The sequence below is a fragment of the Hydrogenophilus thermoluteolus genome, from assembly GCF_003574215.1.
GTDB classification, from domain to species: domain Bacteria; phylum Pseudomonadota; class Gammaproteobacteria; order Burkholderiales; family Rhodocyclaceae; genus Hydrogenophilus; species Hydrogenophilus thermoluteolus.
In genome coordinates this window covers 295,868-314,921 of record NZ_AP018558.1, presented here as the reverse complement: position 1 = coordinate 314,921, position 19,054 = coordinate 295,868, and the positions used below count along the sequence as shown (strand labels likewise).

19 protein-coding genes are annotated in these 19,054 nt (G+C 63.8%); 5 read left to right on the top strand and 14 right to left on the bottom strand.

Going from position 1 to position 19,054, the window contains the following annotated elements; all coding sequences use genetic code 11:
* Nucleotides 1-43: 43 nt before the first annotated feature.
* From HPTL_RS11420 to HPTL_RS01360, 13 genes are all read right to left on the bottom strand, one after another.
* A complete protein-coding gene (locus tag HPTL_RS11420) occupies nucleotides 44-730 on the bottom strand; it encodes a hypothetical protein (RefSeq protein ID WP_231999997.1) in 687 nt (228 codons plus the stop codon).
* Between the two features lie 10 nt (nucleotides 731-740).
* Nucleotides 741-1,784 carry a substrate-binding domain-containing protein gene (locus HPTL_RS01415; RefSeq protein WP_119334377.1) on the bottom strand — a complete coding sequence of 348 codons (1,044 nt, stop codon included), beginning with the start codon at nucleotides 1,782-1,784 and terminating at the stop codon, nucleotides 741-743.
* A gap of 68 nt (nucleotides 1,785-1,852) precedes the next feature.
* Nucleotides 1,853-2,656 carry a hypothetical protein gene (locus HPTL_RS01410; RefSeq protein WP_119334376.1) on the bottom strand — a complete coding sequence of 268 codons (804 nt, stop codon included), beginning with the start codon at nucleotides 2,654-2,656 and terminating at the stop codon, nucleotides 1,853-1,855.
* A 12-nt stretch (nucleotides 2,657-2,668) separates the two neighbouring features.
* A complete protein-coding gene (locus HPTL_RS01405; RefSeq protein WP_119334375.1) occupies nucleotides 2,669-3,625 on the bottom strand; it encodes a hydroxymethylglutaryl-CoA lyase in 957 nt (318 codons plus the stop codon).
* Entirely contained in the window at nucleotides 3,622-5,691 is a 2,070-nt protein-coding gene (locus tag HPTL_RS01400) for an acetyl-CoA carboxylase biotin carboxylase subunit (protein ID WP_119334374.1), read from the bottom strand. The genes HPTL_RS01405 and HPTL_RS01400 overlap by 4 nt, the downstream gene beginning before the upstream one ends.
* Nucleotides 5,692-5,710: 19 nt before the next feature.
* Nucleotides 5,711-6,514 (bottom strand): enoyl-CoA hydratase/isomerase family protein, encoded by an 804-nt coding sequence (locus tag HPTL_RS01395; protein WP_119334373.1) that lies wholly within the window; start codon nucleotides 6,512-6,514, stop codon nucleotides 5,711-5,713.
* Between the two features lie 15 nt (nucleotides 6,515-6,529).
* Nucleotides 6,530-8,137: a carboxyl transferase domain-containing protein gene (locus HPTL_RS01390; protein WP_119334372.1), complete on the bottom strand. Its 1,608-nt coding sequence runs from the start codon at nucleotides 8,135-8,137 to the stop codon at nucleotides 6,530-6,532.
* Nucleotides 8,138-8,160: 23 nt separating this feature from the next.
* Nucleotides 8,161-8,757, bottom strand: a complete 597-nt coding sequence (locus HPTL_RS01385) for a 2-hydroxychromene-2-carboxylate isomerase (protein WP_119334371.1) — start codon at nucleotides 8,755-8,757, stop codon at nucleotides 8,161-8,163.
* A 34-nt stretch (nucleotides 8,758-8,791) separates the two neighbouring features.
* Nucleotides 8,792-9,913 carry an acyl-CoA dehydrogenase family protein gene (locus HPTL_RS01380; RefSeq protein WP_179949088.1) on the bottom strand — a complete coding sequence of 374 codons (1,122 nt, stop codon included), beginning with the start codon at nucleotides 9,911-9,913 and terminating at the stop codon, nucleotides 8,792-8,794.
* 10 nt (nucleotides 9,914-9,923) lie between these two features.
* Entirely contained in the window at nucleotides 9,924-10,958 is a 1,035-nt protein-coding gene (locus HPTL_RS11185; RefSeq protein ID WP_145981778.1) for a DMT family transporter, read from the bottom strand.
* Entirely contained in the window at nucleotides 10,955-12,145 is a 1,191-nt protein-coding gene (locus HPTL_RS01370; protein ID WP_119334369.1) for an acetyl-CoA C-acetyltransferase, read from the bottom strand. The genes HPTL_RS11185 and HPTL_RS01370 overlap by 4 nt, the downstream gene beginning before the upstream one ends.
* Nucleotides 12,146-12,238: 93 nt before the next feature.
* A complete protein-coding gene (locus HPTL_RS01365) occupies nucleotides 12,239-13,411 on the bottom strand; it encodes an isovaleryl-CoA dehydrogenase (RefSeq protein WP_119334368.1) in 1,173 nt (390 codons plus the stop codon).
* 88 nt (nucleotides 13,412-13,499) lie between these two features.
* Complete coding sequence (locus HPTL_RS01360) at nucleotides 13,500-13,907, bottom strand: MerR family transcriptional regulator (RefSeq protein ID WP_119334367.1); 408 nt, start codon at nucleotides 13,905-13,907, stop codon at nucleotides 13,500-13,502.
* Between the two features lie 157 nt (nucleotides 13,908-14,064).
* Here HPTL_RS01360 and HPTL_RS01355 point away from each other — a divergent pair, with 157 nt between their 5' ends.
* Genes HPTL_RS01355 through HPTL_RS01335 form a run of 5 tightly spaced genes read left to right on the top strand, consistent with a single transcriptional unit; the run spans nucleotide 14,065 to nucleotide 17,984 of the window.
* Nucleotides 14,065-15,129 (top strand): MBL fold metallo-hydrolase, encoded by a 1,065-nt coding sequence (locus tag HPTL_RS01355; RefSeq protein ID WP_119336018.1) that lies wholly within the window; start codon nucleotides 14,065-14,067, stop codon nucleotides 15,127-15,129.
* Entirely contained in the window at nucleotides 15,126-16,958 is a 1,833-nt protein-coding gene (locus HPTL_RS01350) for a PHA/PHB synthase family protein (protein WP_119334366.1), read from the top strand. Before HPTL_RS01355 ends, HPTL_RS01350 begins: the two co-directional genes overlap by 4 nt.
* Nucleotides 16,959-16,963: 5 nt before the next feature.
* Nucleotides 16,964-17,473 carry a PIN domain-containing protein gene (locus HPTL_RS01345; RefSeq protein ID WP_119334365.1) on the top strand — a complete coding sequence of 170 codons (510 nt, stop codon included), beginning with the start codon at nucleotides 16,964-16,966 and terminating at the stop codon, nucleotides 17,471-17,473.
* A gap of 9 nt (nucleotides 17,474-17,482) precedes the next feature.
* Entirely contained in the window at nucleotides 17,483-17,755 is a 273-nt protein-coding gene (locus HPTL_RS01340; RefSeq protein WP_119334364.1) for a BrnT family toxin, read from the top strand.
* Nucleotides 17,715-17,984: a BrnA antitoxin family protein gene (locus HPTL_RS01335; RefSeq protein ID WP_119334363.1), complete on the top strand. Its 270-nt coding sequence runs from the start codon at nucleotides 17,715-17,717 to the stop codon at nucleotides 17,982-17,984. Before HPTL_RS01340 ends, HPTL_RS01335 begins: the two co-directional genes overlap by 41 nt.
* A gap of 21 nt (nucleotides 17,985-18,005) precedes the next feature.
* Here the strand turns inward: HPTL_RS01335 and galE are convergent, their stop codons facing one another.
* Entirely contained in the window at nucleotides 18,006-19,040 is a 1,035-nt protein-coding gene (galE, locus tag HPTL_RS01330) for a UDP-glucose 4-epimerase GalE (RefSeq protein ID WP_119334362.1), read from the bottom strand.
* Nucleotides 19,041-19,054 lie beyond the last annotated feature (14 nt).

The following is a 19,054-nucleotide window of genomic DNA, read 5'->3' as shown; positions in this document are numbered from 1 at the left end:
CAGAATGGGCCCCAGCGCCACATGAGGTTGGTGAGAACGAGAATCAGAGTCGGCCCAGACGCCTGCAGCAGCCGTAACGTATGGGCTTCCCCCACCACAAGGAGCGGCTCCGCGGTAGCGTTCGGCGAACGCGCCGTTTCCCGCACCGATTCCAGCGCCCAGCCGCTGCGCACCAGGACCGATTCCAGCGAGGTTCGCGGCAATGGCCACACCACCCGGATTCGGAGTGCGTGTTGCGAATCGACCTTCGCCGTTTCGAAACTTTGGCAGCGAAGACGGCGCCAGAAGCCTGGTGGCGCCACCACACCTGTTCCTCCGCGAGAAACAGCGCAGCGCCCGGCAGATCGACCCGCAGCGTCCCGCCAGGAGGAAGCAGATGGGCCAAGGTAAGGAGCGCACCGCTCATCTCTTGCGCCACAGGAAGGAAAAAGGGCAATTCAGCGATCGCCTCTGGGTATCGTGTGAACACCGCAACGCCATTGCGCACGGTGGGTTCGCGAGAAAGCTGCTCCATCAGTTCGTGCGCGGCATTGCGTTCCGCGATCAGTAACGCCTGCACCTGCGCCGCTGCGTCGTTGATGCGCCGTGCGTTTTCCCGGGTGACGAACCAACTGCCCGTTCCCACCACCAAGACGGCGAGCACCAGACTGGTAACCGCGATTGCCCGCCAATAGGTTCGGGTCACGACTTGCGTCACGCTGTTCGAACGGGATTCGTTCATTTTGGCCATCAAACCCCTTTCACGAAAAAATCGGCTCTTTTTCTGCTGCGTCGCGGCCAACGATCACCGGTGTGGCCACCTCGTTCCATAACGGGAGCGGTTCGCCCGCCAACGCCCTGCGCACCAGTTCGCCCGCCTCTGCAACCATCAAGGGGTAACAGACGCTCGCAGTCTGCGTTCCAGCTAGCAGGGCACTGCGCGCTTCGGCAATGTAATCGACGCCGATGGTGATCAACGACGCGGGATCGATCCCGAGCCGCCGCCACGCCCAACGGGCGCCTGCCAACATGCTGTCGCTGTGCGCGAAGAGCGCATCGTACCGCACCCCTTCGCGATGCCACGCCTCGACGACCAACGCCGCCCGATGCCGCAGGTAATCGGCAGGCGCCGTGGCCACGAGCCGCCATTGCGGCAGTGCCTTGAGTGCCATTCGGAACCCTTCACTGCGCTGCCGCGCGGTCGAGGAACCAGGCAGTCCTTCGAGCATCGCGACGCGCCCCCCTTCTGGACGACTTTGCGCCAGGAGATGCGCCGCCGCAGCACCGACTGCGAAATTGTTGCCGGTCACGAGCGCATCGAAGACGAAGGTCGGCACCAGACGGCTGATCCCGATGAGCACCGCTCCGTTCGCACGGGCCTCCTGCAGCGCAGGCGCCAAAGGATAGCCACCCGCGGCGCCCAATAGAATCACCGCGGCTCCTGCATCGCTGGCCCAGGTGATATCGCGGATCTGTTGCACGACACTGCCACCGGCATCGCGAACGACAAAGCGGCATTCCGGCAGGTTCTCGCCAAACCACGCGATCGCCGCGCGTACTTGCGCGGCGCGATAGTCGTTCGCGGTGGTGTCTTGGCAGAAAACGACGAGCGGTTTATGGGGTAGCGCGTGCTGGGCCAGGCGCGACAAGGCCGTAGGCTTCATCGGCGCTACTGCGTGCAGCGAAAATGGCGCCGCGCCTGCCAGCGCCGCCAATCCCGCTGTACCGAGCAACCGCAGCGCGTCGCGGCGCCCGGCACGGCACTCCCCCTTGAGCTGCGCGCGTTCGTCTCGCGCTCGACGCAATTGCGCTCTCCCTCTTCCCTTTTACGCATCCAACCGTTTCGCACGGGTGCGCTTTTTAGTGTATTTTTTTATGGTGCGAACACCCCGACATGTAAGCGCCGTTCCCATGCGGGCGACACTTCGCCGCACGGCGCGATCGTCCAGACCCACGTCCGCACGGGCGCGTGCGGCAGCGCAAAACCAAAGAGCGTCGACTGGACCATTTCCGCTGGTGTGGCTTGCGTCGGGGTTCGCTGTAGGGTGCGATTATGGCATGGGCGCGCTTCCGCAGCAAAATCGGTGATGAGGAGCGCCGGGATACCGAGCCTCGCCAATTGCCGCCAATGCGCCGCGACCACCTGTTGCGCCCAGACGTCACACGCCGCATCCGGCACGCCGTGTGCCGCCAACCAGGCAAGCGGCACCACGGGGAGTTGCGCCATCACGTTGAGCGAGACAACCGCGTCGGTATCCGCCGGCAACGGCCATTGCGGCACGGGTTCGGGCAAATGGTCCGGGCGGGCGAGCAGCGTCGCCGCAACCCCAGCGATGTCCCACGTGGCGAACGCAACCTGAGGCAGCCGCGCGGCACGCCTGCGAATCGCCCACGGATGGACGAGATCGACGAGGACGATGCGCTGCCATTGGGGGGCGAGCGCTTCCAAAGGAAGATCCAACCCGGCGCCAGAGCCGAGGACGACGAGGGTACGGCGGCGCGGTTGCTGCGCCGAAAAGGCGAGAATGGCGTCGCGACTCTGCTCGAGATGGGGCGCCCACGCGGCGCGGCAGCGGCGGTACCGCGCGGTGATCGCCACCGCTTCCTTGAGGTAGCCGAGCCGCCGCGCGGCCCACGGCGCTGGGGTGATCAGCCAGGTGAGCGCTTCGACGAGCATCGCGCGGCAATGCTACCCGGCCGATTTCCCCCCGCACCCGGCGTCGCGGTTCGTCTTCTCCTTGCGCGCAAGCGCGAGCGCCACCCGTGAGTTGGGGGTGCGTCCCAGTTGCGCACTGATCCACCACGCGGTGTCCACGAGCGGTTCGAGCGCTACCCCCGTTGCGACGCCCATGCGCTCGAAGAGGTAGACGAGCGCTTCGGTGGCGACGTTGCCCGCCGCGCCAGGCGCGTAGGGGCAGCCACCCAAACCGCCCACCGAAGCGTCGAAGGTTGCCACGCCCATTTGCCACGCCGCAACGACGTTTGCGACCGCCATTCCGTAGGTGTCGTGGAAGTGACCAGCCAGGCGATCCATCGGCACCTCCGCTGCGACCGCGGCAAGCATGCGTTCGATGGTATCCGGCGTACCGACACCGATGGTGTCGCCCAGCGAAATCTCGCGGCACCCCAGTTCCCACAGCGCTTTCGCCACCCGCGCGACCGCCTGCGGCGCGATTGCGCCTTCGTATGGGCAACCGACCACGCACGAGACGTAGCCCCGCACCGCGACACCCGCCGCACGGGCGCGCTCGATCACCGGGGCGAAGCGTTCGAGCGACTCCTGGATCGAGCAGTTGATGTTTTTCCGGCAAAAGGACTCGGACGCTGCGGTGAAGACGGCGATTTCCCGCGCACCCGCCGCGAGTGCCGCGTCCAGCCCTTTGAGGTTGGGGACGAGCACGGGATAGCGTGGCGCCGCGGCGTCGGCGTCGCGCATCAGTGTCGCCAGGAGTTCGGCGTGATCGGCCATCTGCGGCACCCATTTGGGCGAGACGAACGCGGTGGCTTCGATCACCGGTAGCCCGGCTGCGCGCAGACGCGCGATCAGTTCGAGTTTGGTCGCGGTGGCGATCGGCGTGGCTTCGTTCTGCAGCCCGTCGCGCGGCCCGACTTCGACGATCGTCACCCGCTCTGGCCCGCGCTTCATCGTTCTTCCTCCTTGCTGGGCGCCGATGCGGCGTTCGCCTGCTCCGACGCTTCTGCCGCTTGGATCTCCACCAGTACCGCGCCGTCGCTCACTTGATCACCGGCGGCACAGTGCACCGCCGCGACGACGCCTGCGGCGGGCGCGGTCAGGGTGTGTTCCATCTTCATCGCTTCGAGCGTCAGGAGCGGTTGCCCGACTGCGACTTTGTCTCCCGTCTGGACGGAGACTGCGATCACCCGCCCGGGCATCGGCGCGGTCACCTGCCCTTCCGTCGCTGCGGCTTCACCGCCGCGCCACTCCTCGGCGACTGCTTCGAAACGGAATGCGCCGTCGGTGAGAAAGAGGTGGCGCTGTTCACCCTGGACCACCACTTCGACACGCGTGCGCAGTCCGTCGACCTCGAGCAGCAGCGCGCCATCGGGTTCGACCTGGTAGCGCACCTCGGCCCAGCGTTCCGCCGGTTGCGATTCGTCCGCGACGAACGCAAACGACCAGGTGCGCGCCTGCCTACGCGCGCAGACGATGCGTGTCTCGCCGCGGTACCGGAAACGCCACCGCCGTTCTGCGGGCGCGTTCAACCGCCAGCCGTCGACCGCGGCCCACGGTGAATGGGGCTCGCCGCGCGCAACCGCCTGCGCACGCGCCGCTTGCGCTTCCCGTTCGAGTTCGGCGCACGCGAGCGCCCACCACGCCCATTCCGGCGGGGTGCGGGTGGCAAAGAGCCAGTTTTGCTCGCGCTCGATGAGCGCGGTGGTGAGCCGCGCGTCACGAAACGACGGGGCGGCGACCAGACGCAACAGAAATTCGACGTTGTTCGCGACGCCGACGATGCGCGTCGCGTTGAGCGCCGCTTCGAGTTTGCGCCGCGCCGCTTCGCGCGTTTCGCCCCAGACGATCAATTTGGCGATCATCGGGTCGTAATAGGGGGTGATCGTGTCCCCTGCAGTGACACCGGTATCGACGCGGAGATCGGGCGCTTCGGGCGGAAATTCGAGCACTGCGAGCTTCCCCGTAGCAGGGAGAAACCCCTTCTCCGGATCTTCGGCGTAGAGGCGCGCTTCGATCGCGTGACCATGGCACGGGATCTGCTCTTGCGCGAGCGGGAGCGGTTCGCCCGCGGCGACCCGTAACTGCCATTCGACGAGGTCGAGTCCGGTGATCATCTCGGTGACCGGATGCTCGACCTGGAGCCGGGTATTCATCTCCATGAAGTAGAACGCACCATCTGGGGCGCGGATGAATTCGACCGTCCCGGCGCCTTCGTACCCCACGGCGCGCGCCGCCGCCACCGCGGCTTCCCCCATCGCCCGCCGTTCGGCGTCGCTCAACCCCGGCGCAGGCGCCTCTTCGAGCACCTTCTGATGGCGCCGCTGCACGGAACAGTCGCGCTCGAAGAGATAGACGGCGTTGCCGTGGCGGTCGGCGAAAACCTGGATTTCGACGTGCCGCGGCTCGAGCACGTAGCGTTCGACGAGCACCCGATCGTCACCGAACGCCGCCGCGGCTTCGCGGCGACAGGCGGTGAGCGCGGCCAGAAAATCTTCGCGGCGATCGACACGGCGCATCCCTTTGCCGCCGCCCCCTGCCGTCGCTTTGATGAGCACGGGGAAGCCGATGCGCTCTGCTTCGGCAAGGAGCCGCTCGTCGCGCTGATCGTCCCCGTGGTAACCGGGGGTAAGCGGCACGCCTGCTATGGCCATCAGCGCTTTGGCGTGCGCCTTGTCCCCCATCGCACGGATCGCCTCCGGGGGTGGGCCGATGAAGACGATCCCGGCTGCGCGGCACGCCTCGGCGAACTGCTCGTTTTCGGAGAGAAAGCCGTAACCGGGGTGGATCGCCTCGGCACCGGTTCGTTTCGCCGCGGCCAGGATCGCGTCGCTGCGCAAGTAAGAGTCCCGCGCAGGCGCGGCGCCAATATGCACCGCTTCGTCGGCAAGGCGCACATGGCGCGCGGTACGGTCAGCGTCGGAATAGACCGCCACCGTGCGAATCCCCAGCCGCCGCGCGGTCTGGATCACGCGGCAGGCGATTTCGCCGCGGTTGGCAATGAGGATTTTTTGGAACATCACGCCTCCTTTCGCCGCGTCACGATTCGGCAATCCAACGCGCTGGCCGTTTTTCGAGGAACGCCGCAAGCCCTTCACGCGCTTCGGGGGTCGCGCGCACCCGCGCGATCCGCGCCGCGGTTTCCGCGCGCAGCGCCGCGTCGATCGGTTGGTGGGCGACAGCCGCGACGAGCGACTTCGCCTCCCAGAGTGCGTTCGGCCCCCCTTTGACGAGTTCGGCGATGAGGCCGTCGATCACGGAGTCGAGTTCGGTTTCGGGTGCCACCTCGTGGGCGATGCCCAACGCCAGCGCCCGCGCCGCCGGGATCCGTTCGCCGGTCTGAAAATAGCGCAGCGCTTGACGCGGCCCGATCGCACGCAACACGTAGGGGCTGATCGCCGACGGGATGATGCCGAAGCGGACCTCGGTGGTGCCAAATTGCGCCCGTTCGCTCGCGACACAGATGTCGCACGCGCACGCCAGCCCCATCCCGCCGCCCAGCGCCGCGCCATGCACCCGCGCGATGGTCGGTTTGCGGCAAGTGGCGATCGCGGCGAGCATTTCGGCTAGCCGCATCGCGTCTTCACGGTTTTCCGCTTCCGATGCCGCCCCCGCCGCTTTCATCCAGTCGAGATCCGCCCCAGCGGAAAAGCTCTTGCCGCGCCCCGCAAGGATCACCACCCGCACCCGTTCGGTTTGCGATAGGGCCTGAAACGCTTCGGTCAGCTCGGCGATCACTTGCGCGTTGAAAGCGTTGTGCACCTCGGGGCGATTCATCCAAACCCAAGTCGCGACACCCCCCGTCACGGGCCGCTCTTCGATCGTCAGTGTGGTGTCACTCATTTCGTCTCTCCTGCGTCACATCCGGAAGACGCCAAAGCGCGTCGGTTGGATCGGGGCGTTGAGCGCAGCCGAGAGCGACAGCCCCAACACGCGGCGCGTTTCGGCCGGGTCGATCACGCCGTCGTCCCACAGCCGCGCGCTTGCGTAGTAGGGGTGCCCTTGCCGCTCATATTGCGCGCGTATCGGCGCTTTGAACGCTTCTTCGTCTTCCACAGACCACGTTCCGCCTTTGGCTTCGATCGCGTCGCGCCGCACCTGCGCGAGCACACTCGCGGCTTGTTCGCCTCCCATCACCGAGATGCGGCTATTGGGCCAGGTCCAGAGAAAACGGGGCGAGTAGGCGCGGCCGCACATCCCGTAATTTCCGGCACCGAACGATCCACCGATGATCGTGGTGATTTTCGGTACTTCGGCACACGCCACCGCGGTGACCATCTTCGCCCCGTCTTTGGCGATGCCGCCGTGTTCGTACTTCTTCCCGACCATGAACCCGGTGATGTTCTGCAAAAAGAGGAGCGGGATACCGCGCTGTGCGCACAGTTCGATGAAGTGCGCCCCTTTGAGCGCCGACTCCGAAAAGAGGATGCCGTTGTTCGCGACGATCCCGACCGGGTAGCCAAACAGCTCAGCGAATCCGGTGACGAGCGTGGTGCCATAGCGCGCTTTGAATTCGTCGAAGCGCGAACCGTCGACGAGCCGCGCGATCACCTCACGCACATCGTAGGGTTTGCGCAGATCCACAGGAACGACACCGTAGAGCTCTTCCGGGTCGTACGCCGGCGGTTCGGCGCTGCCGAGCGCGAGCTCCACCGGTTTGCGCCAGTTGAGGTGCGAAACGATGCGCCGCGCCAGCGTCAGCGCATGGTGGTCGTTCTCCGCCAAGTGGTCGGCAACGCCAGAGATCCGGGTATGCACGTCGCCACCGCCCAGCTCTTCGGCGGTGACCACCTCCCCGGTTGCCGCTTTCACGAGTGGCGGACCGCCCAGGAAGATCGTCCCCTGGTTTTTGACGATCACCGTTTCGTCGCTCATCGCCGGGACATAGGCGCCGCCTGCGGTGCAAGAGCCCAGCACCACCGCGATTTGCGGGATGCCCTGCGCGCTCATGCGCGCCTGATTGTAGAAAATGCGGCCGAAGTGGTGGCGATCGGGGAACACTTCGTCTTGGAGCGGCAAAAATGCGCCGCCCGAATCGACCAGATAGACGCATGGCAAGCGGTTCTGTTCCGCGATCTCTTGCGCCCGCAGGTGTTTCTTCACCGTGAGCGGGTAGTAGGTCCCTCCTTTGACGGTCGCGTCGTTCGCGACGATCATGCATTCGACGCCGGCAATCCGACCAACCCCCGCAACCATCCCGGCGGATGGGGCTTCGTCGTCGTAGCAGCCGTATGCAGCGAGCTGCCCGATCTCCAAAAACGGCGAACCGGGGTCGAGCAGCACGTCGATGCGTTCGCGCGGCAACAATTTGCCGCGTGCGACATGTTTCGAACGCGCGGCCGCGCCACCGCCTTCGCGAATCCGCGCGGAGAGCGCGCGCAGATCGTCTACCAATTCGCGCATCGCGCGCGCGTTGGTCTGGAACGTTTCCGATTTGACGTCGATCCGGGTTTCGATTCGTTTCATCTCACGAAGCTCCTTGCGCGTCGCTAGAACGGCCCTTCTGCCAACCAACGCTCGATCTGCGGCAAGCGATCGACGCCCCAGAATGGCTCATCGTTGATCCACACCATCGGCGACCCAAAAACGCCACGTTCGATTGCTGCGTCACATTCGGCGCGCAGCCGCGCTTTTTCTTCGGGTGACTGCATCGCGGCGCCGAGCGCGTCGGCGTCGAGCCCGAGTTCGCGCGCAATCGCCGTCAGCGTCTCGGCGTCGGCAATGTTGCGCCTATCCCGGAAGTAGGCGCGATAGACCGCGATCGCCCACCGTTTTGCCGTTTCGCTCGACCCGTCGTTGAGCGCGTAGAAAGCGCGCGCGGCCAGGTGGGTGGAGACCGGGAAGGGGTCGGGCAATCGGAAAGGAATGCCGTAAAAACGGGCGGAGCGCGCGAAATCGCGCTGCATGTACGGGCCTTTCAACGGATGCGCCGGCAACGGTTTGTCACCGGTCTTTTGGTAGACCGCACCCAACAGAAACGGACGCCACACGACGGTTGCGTGGTGCCGTTGCGCCACCTCCTCGATCATTTCGGCCATCAAGTAGCCGTAGGGCGAGGAAAAGTCGAAATAAAAATCGAGCACCATGCCACCTCCTCTTTTTGTGGGTATTGACTCGTGGTCATGCGACCCCGTTCGCGACGAGCTCGCGCGCGATCACGAGTTTTTGGATTTCGCTCGTCCCTTCGTAAATCTGGCAGACGCGCACGTCGCGGTAGATCCGTTCTACAGGGAAATCGCGCACGTAGCCGTATCCGCCCAGCACTTGGATCGCCGCCGACGCCACCCGTTCTGCCATTTCGGAAGCGAAGAGCTTAGCCATCGACGCCTCTTTGAGGCACGGTTCGCCCGCGTCGCGCTTCACGGCGGCATGCCAGACGAGTTGCCGCGCCGCTTCGATTTGGGTGGCCATCTCCGCCAGTTTGAACCCGACCGCCTGATGGTGCACGATCGGTTGGCCAAACGCTTCGCGCTCTTTCGCGTATTGCAGCGCCGCAGCAAGTGCCGCGCGCGCCATCCCGACGCTCTGCGCCGCAATCCCGATCCGCCCCCCTTCCAGGTTGGAGAGCGCGATCTTGTACCCTTGCCCTTCTGCGCCGATCAGCGCGTCAGCGGGCACGCGGCAATCCTCGAACGTGATCTGTGCCGTGTCGCTTGCGTTTTGCCCCAATTTTTCCTCGATTCGACTCACCACGTAACCGGGTGTGGCGGTAGGCACGAGGAAACAGGAGATGCCGCGTTTACCGGCAGCGGGGTCGGTCACCGCGAAGACGATCGCAACATCGGCGTGTTTTCCCGTGGTGATGAATTGCTTCACGCCGTTCAATACCCAGCCGTCGGCGGTGCGTTCGGCACGCGTGCGGATCGCAGCGGCGTCCGAACCCACGTGCGGTTCGGTGAGACAGAAGCACCCAAGCGCATCACCGCTTGCAAGCCGCGGCAACCAAGCCGATTTCTGCGCGTCCGAGCCGTATTTGAGCAGGATCGAATTGACCAACGAATTTTGCACCGAAACGATCGTCGAGGTGGCGCCGTCGCCCGCCGCCACCTCTTCGATCACGAGCGCGGCGGCCAGCGTATCGAGCCCCGCGCCGCCCCATTCGGCGGGTACGGTGATCCCCAACGCGCCCAACGCCCCCAAACCCTGCAACGCGTCGCGGGGGAAGGTATGGTCGCGATCCCACTGCGCCGCGAACGGCACGATGCGTTCGCGCACATAGTCCCGGATCGCATGCTGGATCATTCGGTGGTCTTCACTCAGTAACACTGCCTCGCTCCTTTGGTTTTTGGGTTGTCAACGTCACGCCGGTGAGCACCAGGAGGCCACCTACGAGCACCGGCCACGAAAGCGGTTCGTCCAACAACAGCCAACCGGTGACGACACCGGCAACCGGCACCAAGTTGATGAAGAGCGCCGCCCGCGCCGCACCCAAACGATGGACCGCTTCCGAATACCAAGTGTAGCCGAGCGCGGTAGCCAGCACCCCCATGAAGCAGACCGCCAACCACACCGTCTGTGGCCACGCTCGCCACCCGAGCGCTTCACCTTGCACGGCAGCCACGCCCCAAAGGAGCGTTGCGCCGATCAGCGCCGCCCAGAAGGTCACCGCAAGCGGGGAGAAAGTCTGGGTGGCCTTTTTGCCCAGGAAGGTATAGATCGTCCAGGTGGCGACGCAGCCCAGGATCAGCCAGTCCCCCACACCAACTGCGCCCGTAAGCAGCGCAAAGGGGTCTCCTTTGCCGATCACGGTGAGGCACCCTACCAGCGCCACAACCGCACCGAGGTGTTGCCGCCAACCGTGCGGTTCGCCTGCGAGCCACCACGCCGTGACCGCGACCACAACGGGGTTGAGCGCGACCACCAGCGCGCCTCGGCCCGCGGTGACATGCTGCAACCCGTAGAGAAAAAAGAGGTTGTAGAGAAAAATGCCGAAAAAGCCCATTGCCGCGAGGCGCACCGCCGCAGACAAGGGATGGGACCGCGCCCCGCCCCCAAAGGGTGCCGTCAGGGGTACCGTTTGCCGCGTCGCCGACGGCGCAGCCGCCGCATCCGGCGGGGCACCCCTCGCACCAGCCTCTGGCAGCACGACAACCGGACGCCGCGGGGTGAGCGGCACGCCACGCAGCCGCGCGATCCCCCACAAAACCAGCGCTGCGAGCGTGAATCGCATCGCAGCGGCGGAAGCCGGAGCATCGAGCGCTTGCGCCACGATCCGGCCCGCTGGCCACGTTGCGCCCCACATCACCATCGCGGCAATGAGCTGAGCGTAGAGACGAAACGGGCTCACTCGAGTTCGATCGCCATCGCGGTGGCTTCACCCCCACCGATGCAGAGGCTCGCAACACCACGCTTGCCCCCGGTGTGGCGCAACGCCCCGATCAGGGTCACCACGATCCGCGCCCCCGAAGCGCCGATCGGGTGGCCCAGCGCACACGCCCCCCCGTGGATATTGACCTTTTCGTGCGGCAGGTTCAGCTCTTTCATCGCCGCCATCGTCACCACCGCAAACGCTTCGTTGATCTCGAAGAGATCGACCGCATCCGCGGTCCACCCCGCTTTCGCGAGCACCTTTTCGATTGCGCCAACCGGTGCGGTGGTAAACCACGCCGGCTCGTGCGCGTGGGTCGCATGTGCGACGATCCGTGCGAGCGGCGTGCACCCGAGCTGCTCTGCCGTTTCCCGGCGCATCAACACCAAAGCCGCAGCACCGTCGGAGATCGACGACGCGTTGGCCGCGGTCACCGTTCCGTCCTTGCGAAACGCCGGCTTCAACAAGGGAATTTTGTCCAATTTCGCCTTGAGGGGCTGTTCGTCGATCTTCACGACCCGCTCACCCCCACGGTCGGTGATCGTGACCGGTTCGATCTCCCATTCGAACGCGCCGCTTTGAATCGCGCGGATCGCACGCTGGGTCGATTCGATCGCGTAGGCGTCCTGCTGTTCGCGGGTAAATCCGTAGTGCTGTGCGGTATCCTCGGCAAAGGTGCCCATCAAGCGCCCTTTGTCGTAGGCGTCCTCGAGCCCGTCGTAGAACATGTGGTCGAGCACCTGACCGTGCCCCAAACGCATACCACTGCGCGCTTTGGGCAACAGATAGGGGGCGTTACTCATCGACTCCATCCCCCCCGCGACGACGACGTCGTAGCTTTCCGCTTTGAGTGCGTCGAACGCGAGCATCTGCGCTTTCATCCCCGAACCGCACACCTTATGGACGGTGGTGCACCCCACTGACTTGGGCAGCCCTGCACCCAATGCGGCTTGCCGCGCGGGCGCTTGCCCTTCCCCCGCTTGCAGGACGTTTCCCATCAGCACCTCATCGACCTGTTCGGGCGCAAGGTTCGCGCGCGCCACCGCCGCGCGGATCGCTGCCGCACCCAATTGCGGCCCGGTGAGTGCGGCCAGATCGCCCTGAAAAGCCCCCATGGGCGTGCGTGCCGCCGCAACGATCACGATATCGTTGGCGTTTTTGCTCATCGTTCTCTCCTCGTCTCTTTCCGTTCCAATAGGGTCAAACCACAATCCTTCGTCCTGCGCCTGCCGTATTGCGCAACACAGCGCCGCATTCGATCACGCCGTCTCGGCCATCAACTCACGGCCGATCAGCCAGCGGCGAATCTCCGAGGTTCCGGCGCCGATCTCGTAGAGCTTCGCGTCGCGCCACAGGCGCCCCGTCGGGTATTCGTTGATATAGCCGTTGCCCCCCAGACACTGGATCGCTTCGCCTGCCATCCAAGTGGCCTTTTCCGCAGCGTAGAGGATCGCCGCCGCGCAATCTTTGCGCAGATGGCGGCTGTGGTCGTGCGCATCGAGCGCGCGCCCCACGGTATAGACGAACGCCCGCGTTGCGCTCCAGGTGGCGTACAGATCGGCGAGTTTGCCCTGCATCAACTGGAATTCCCCGATCGACTGCCCGAACTGTTTGCGCTCGTGCAAATAGGGTACTACCACTTCCATGCACGCATCCATGATCCCGAGTGGACCGCCGGCGAGCACCGCGCGTTCGTAGTCGAGCCCGCTCATCAAGACCTTCACCCCGCCCCCGACTTCGCCGAGCACGTTCTCTTCCGGCACTTCGCAGTCATCGAAAAAGAGCGGGTAGGTGTTCGAACCGCGCATCCCCAGTTTGTCGAGTTTCGTGCCTGCCGAAAAGCCCTTCATCCCCTTTTCGACGAGAAACGCGGTGATGCCCCGCGGCCCGGCTGCCGGGTCGGTCTTTGCATAGACCACCAGAACGTCGGCATCGCCCCCGTTGGTGATCCACATCTTGCTGCCGTTCAACACCCAGCGATCGCCCCGTTTCTCGGCGCGCAACTGCATCGAGACCACATCCGAACCGGCGTTCGGTTCGCTCATCGCCAGCGCCCCGACCCATTCGCCGGCGACGAGCTTGGGGAGATATTTCGCTTTCTGTTCCGGCGTGCCGTTGCGATGGATTTGATTGATGCAGAGGTTGGAATGAGCCCCGTAGGAGAGCCCCACCGCAGCAGAGGCGCGGCTGATCTCTTCCATCACGATGATGTGCGCCAGGTACCCCATATTGACGCCGCCGTACGCTTCGGAGACCGTCATTCCATGCACACCCAGATCACCGAGCTTTTTCCACAGGTCGGTCGGAAATTGATTCTCTTGGTCGATCTGTGCCGCGCGCGGTGCGATCTCTTTGTCACAGAAGGCGCGCACCGAATCGCGCAGCGCGACCAGCGTCTCATCCAACCCCATGTCGAGCGAAGGAATGGCCATCGTCCTCTCCTTTGGTATTACGTTTACGTCAACGTAACATTACCGAAATCCCCCCCCGATGTCCAGAGGCAGGACGTGTCACGCGCCCTCAAGGTACCGCAACCGCTTGCGCCCCGGCTTCGGCCAACGCCGCGTGGCATTGCGCCTCGAGTTGATCGATTTCGGTCAACACCGCCTCGATATCGCGCCGTTGCTGCTCCAAAGCAGCGCGCCGTTCCGCCAGCACCCGCAAAAACTCCCGGATCTGCGCGGGGGAGTTGTGCATCCCGTCGTACATGTCCAAGAGCTCTTTGATTTGCGCCAGCGACAACCCCAACCGTTTGCCGCGCAGCGTCAATTTGAGACGGGTGCGGTCGGCACGGGTATAGATCCGTTGCCGCCCTTCCCGGCGGGGATTGAGGATCCCATGCTCTTCGTAGTAGCGGATGGTACGCGGCGTGATCCGGAACTCCCGCGCCAAATCGCCGATGGTATAGTACGTTTTCTCCTGTTCCATCGCTGCCCTCCCCGTAGGGCCTTGGTTTCCGTTGACGTTAACGGCACAATAGCACAGTGACTGTCGCTTTGCCAATGACGCCGACAGAGAATAACGGGCAGCGATGTCCCAACCATCGAGAACCCAACGCACACGATACTCGCCAATGGATGACGCCATGACGCCCCAACAGAAAGACCCGAAACCACTGGTCTATCCATTTCCCGAACCCCCGGCACTCGCCACCACGATCGAGGTCGCACCGGGGATCCGCTGGCTGCGCATGCCACTTCCGTTCGCGCTCGACCACATCAACCTGTGGTTGATCGAAGCGCACGACGGCTGGACGATCGTCGACACCGGGTACGCGCTTCCCGCCGCGAAAGAGGCGTGGCGCATCCAGCTGCAGCACTACCGACCCAATCGGGTCGTCGTCACCCATTTCCACCCCGACCACATCGGGTTGGCTGCGTGGCTGATGGCCGAATACGACCTGCCGCTCTTCATGAGCCACGGAGAGCTCCTCTCTGCGTTCGCGGCGTGGCTGCAAGCACCAGGACACGGTTATCGCGACATGGTCGCCTTTTTCGCCCGCCACGGTTTGGGCACGAGCGAACAAGAGGCGTTGCTCGCGCGCGGCGCTGCGTACCCCAAAGGGGTTCCGGAACTGCCCGCCACCTATGAACGGCTGCGTGCGGGTGACACGCTCACGCTGGGCGAGACGACGTGGCGCGTGATCGTCGGCTACGGCCATTCGCCCGAACACGTGAGCCTCTATTGCCCCGAACGCAAAGTACTCATCTCTGGCGATATGTTGCTACCCAAGATCTCGACCAACGTCGGCGTCTGGGCCGTTGCGCCCCATGACGACCCGTTGGGCGACTTTCTGGCGTCGCTCGACGCGTTCACCGCCCTGCCCGACGAGACCCTGGTGCTCCCTTCCCACGGCCTCCCGTTTCAGGGGATCGCCGCGCGGGTGGCCGCGCTCAAGGCGCACCACGACGCCCGCTTTGCCGAACTCCTTGCTGCGTGCGCAAAGGGCCCTTGCACCGCTGCCGAGCTCGTCCCCATCCTCTTTCCGCGCGCACTCGACGCGCACCAGATGGTCTTTGCACTGGGCGAAACGATCGCGCACCTCAACCATGCATGGCGGCGCGGGCTGTTGCGCCGCGCCTTTGCTTCAGACGGTATGATACGATTTGCCTACAACCATCGTTCCAATAACCAGGGAGACCCCACATGAACGAAAAACGCACCGCAACACACGACACGGAAAAATCGACCCCCTATGCGCAACTGCCCGATCCGCAAGAGCTGGCGAAGGTCTATGCCGAAGTCGCGGAACGGGCCGCGAAGGTTCTCGCGGAATACACCAAGAACCAGCTGAAAAAGGGAATCACCCCGCCGTCGGACGAACTGGGGATCGCCCAAACCTACATGCAAATGATGGCGCGCTTGCTGGCCAATCCCTATAAGCTTGCGCAGGCGCAAATGAACCTGATGTGGGACTATTTCAACCTGTGGCAACATTCGATGCTCAAAATGATGGGCATCAACACCCCCCCTGTTGCACAGCCAGAGAAGGGGGACAAGCGGTTCAAAGCAAAAGAGTGGGAAGAGCACTTCCTCTTCGATTTCATCAAGCAATCCTACCTGATCGCCGCACGGCGGATCCATGAAACGGTCTGCTGCCTCGAAGGGGTCGATGAAACCACACAAAAGAAGATCAACTTCTTTACCCGCAACTTCATCGAAGCGCTCTCCCCCACCAACTTCGCGCTCACCAACCCAGAAGTCTTCCAAGAGACGTTGCGCACCAACGGTCAAAACCTGATCAACGGCCTCAAAAATTTGTTGCGCGACCTCGAAGAAGGTGGCGGACAGTTGCGCATCCGCATGACCGACACCGAGGCGTTCGAACTGGGCAAAAACATCGCCACCACCCCGGGGAAAGTGATCTTCCAAACGGAGCTCGCACAGCTGATCCAGTACACGCCGACCACCAAAGAGGTGTACAAGCGGCCGCTCCTGATCGTGCCGCCGTGGATCAACAAGTACTACATCCTCGACCTGCGGGAGAAAAATTCGCTGGTCAAATGGTTGGTCGACCAGGGCCATACCGTCTTCATCCTCTCTTGGGTAAACCCCGACGCGCGGCTCGCCCAAAAAACCTTTGCCGATTACGTCACCGAAGGGGTCTTGGCGGCGCTCGACGCGATCGAAGCGCAGACCGGCGAACGGGTGGTCAATGCGGCTGGATACTGCCTGGGTGGAACGCTGCTTGCCACCACGGCCGCCTACCTGGCCGCGAAACGGCAGAAGCGCTTTGCCGCGACCACCTTCTTCACCACACTCACCGACTTTTCCGAACCGGGCGAACTGGGTGTTTTCACCACACCGGAAACCGTTGCCGAGCTCGAACGCAAAATGGCCGAACGGGGCTACCTCGAAGGCACCGAGATGGCCAGCACTTTCAACATGATGCGCGCCAACGACCTCATCTGGTCGTTCGTCGTGAACAACTACCTTTTGGGGCGCGAGCCGTTCCCGTTCGATTTGCTCTACTGGAACTCCGACTCCACCCGGATGCCCGCGGCGATGCACTCGTTCTACCTGCGCAAGATGTACCTGGAAAACAAACTCGTCGAACCGAACGGCATCGAGATCGACGGCGTGGGCATCGACCTTGGCAAAATCAAACATCCGTGCTACTTCATCTCGACGGTGGAAGACCACATCGCGCCGTGGAAAACCACCTACAAAGGAGCGCGCCACTTCACCGGCGCCGACGTCACCTTCGTCCTTGGTGGGTCTGGCCATATCGCCGGAATCGTCAACCCGCCTGCCGCGAACAAATACGGCTACTGGACCAACCCAGTAAAACTGTTGCCGGAAGACCCTGAAGAATGGCTCCAAGGCGCAACCCACCACCCCGGCTCGTGGTGGCCGCACTGGCACGCGTGGCTGGCGCAACGCAACGGCGACGAAAAAGTCCCCGCCCGCGATCCCGCCAAAGGGAAATTGCCGGTAATCGAAGACGCGCCGGGTAGCTACGTCACAGTGCGGATCTGACCCCTATGCGCGCGGTGCTCGACACCAACACCGCGCTCGCGCTCTGGTGGTTCGAAGATCCGCAATTGGCGCCGCTCGCCGCCGCAATCGCCGCGCAGCGGCTGCGCCCCATCGCAAGCCCGCCCCTCGTTGCCGAGTGGCGGGCGATTTTACTTCGTCTGAACGCTCACGGCACCACCGCAGCCGAATCGGCAACGGCGCCCGAGTACGCTCGCGCACCGACCGTTTCACAAGCACCACTCAGCCTCCGTGGCCAACAGGCGCAGGCGCAATTTGCGCAGTGGGTTCGCCTGGTCGACCACCCCGACGCACGGTGGCTTGCCACCGCCGATCTTCCCTGCTGCCGTGACCCCGAAGACCAGAAATTTCTCGAATGTGCGGGGTTTCACCAAGTCACCTGGTTGATCACCCGCGACAAGGCGCTGCTGCGCCTTGCGCGCCGACTCAAACCTGGCACCGCACCACTGACGATCGTCACGCCGGAGGCGTGGTGTCGGGGTGACCGGAATCGCTAAAATCTGCCCATGCGTATTGAGTTCGATCCTGTCAAGCGTACCAAAACGCTCATCGAGCGCGGTCTTGATTTTGCCCGCGCTGCCGAAGTGTTTGCCGGACACCATTTCACAGCGGAAGACCTGCGGGAAAACTATGGGGAAAGGCGCTATATTACCGTTGGGAAACTCGATGGAAGAATGGTTGTCATGGTATGGACGCCTCGTGGCGAAGCACGTCGCATCATCAGCATGAGGAAAGCCAATGAGCGAGAACAAAAACGCTATGCAGCCCGTTTGGGTTGACCCTGACGATGCACCAGAACTCACCGACGCGTTTTTTGAACGCGCTGACGAATATATCGGTGACAGGCTGATTCATCGCGGTCGGGATCGATCGGAATCACAACAAGTAGCCGTCACGGTCCTTTTTGATGCCGAAGTGGTGCGTGCATTCCAAACCACCGGCAAAGACTGGCAAGCACGAATGAATGCCGCGCTCAAGGATTGGTTGAAAACGCACTCTCCTGCCTGAGAGGGAGCCTCGTACCAACCGTTACGAAACCTGAGCGCGATACCCCTCCGGATTCTGCATCTGCCACCGCCAGGCGTCGCAGCACATCTCGGTAAGCGACCGTTTCGCTGTCCACCCCAACTCGGCGCGCGCTTTACTGGGGTCGGCCCAACACGCGGCGACATCACCAGGGCGACGAGCGACGATTTCGTAAGGAACCGCCCGGCCACTTGCCGCTTCGAACGCGTGCACCAACTCCAACACCGAAACGCCACGTCCGGTGCCCAAATTGAACGCCGCACACTGCGGTGGTGCTTCGGGTTCGAGCAGCCAGCGCAGCGCCGCCAAATGGCCTTCCGCCAGATCCATCACGTGGAGATAGTCGCGCACGCCGGTACCATCGGGCGTGGGATAGTCGTTGCCGAAGACCCGCAATTTCGGGAGTTTTCCGACTGCCACCTGGGTGATGAACGGCATCAGATTGTTGGGAATATCGGCGGGATCCTCACCGATCAGACCCGACGGATGCGCGCCAACCGGATTGAAGTAGCGCAAAATCGCGATGTGCCACGTGGGGTCGGCACGAAAGCAGTCACGCAACATCTCTTCGATGATGAGCTTGGTCCGCCCGTAGGGGTTGGTCGCCGAAAGCGGATGGTCTTCGGTGAGCGGCAACCGTTGCGGCTCGCCATAGACGGTTGCCGACGAGCTGAACACAAGGCGCGAAACCCCCGCCGCCTGCATCGCTTCCAACAGCCGTAGCGTCCCCACCACGTTGTGATCGTAATAGACAAGCGGTTGTGCGACGGATTCCCCCACCGCCTTCTTGCCGGCAAAATGGATCACCGCGTCGGGCGCGTAGCGCGCAAACGCGGCGTCCAACGCGGCACGGTCGCGCACGTCGCCTTCCACCACGGGCACCGTTTTACCGGTGATGCGCGCCACGCGCCGCAGCGCCTCGGGATGGCTGTTGCTGAAATTGTCATAGACGACCACCTCGAACCCGGCTTCCAGCAACACCACGACGGTGTGCGACCCGATGTAGCCGGCTCCACCGGTGACCAGAACAACAGACATGAACCCCCCTTCCT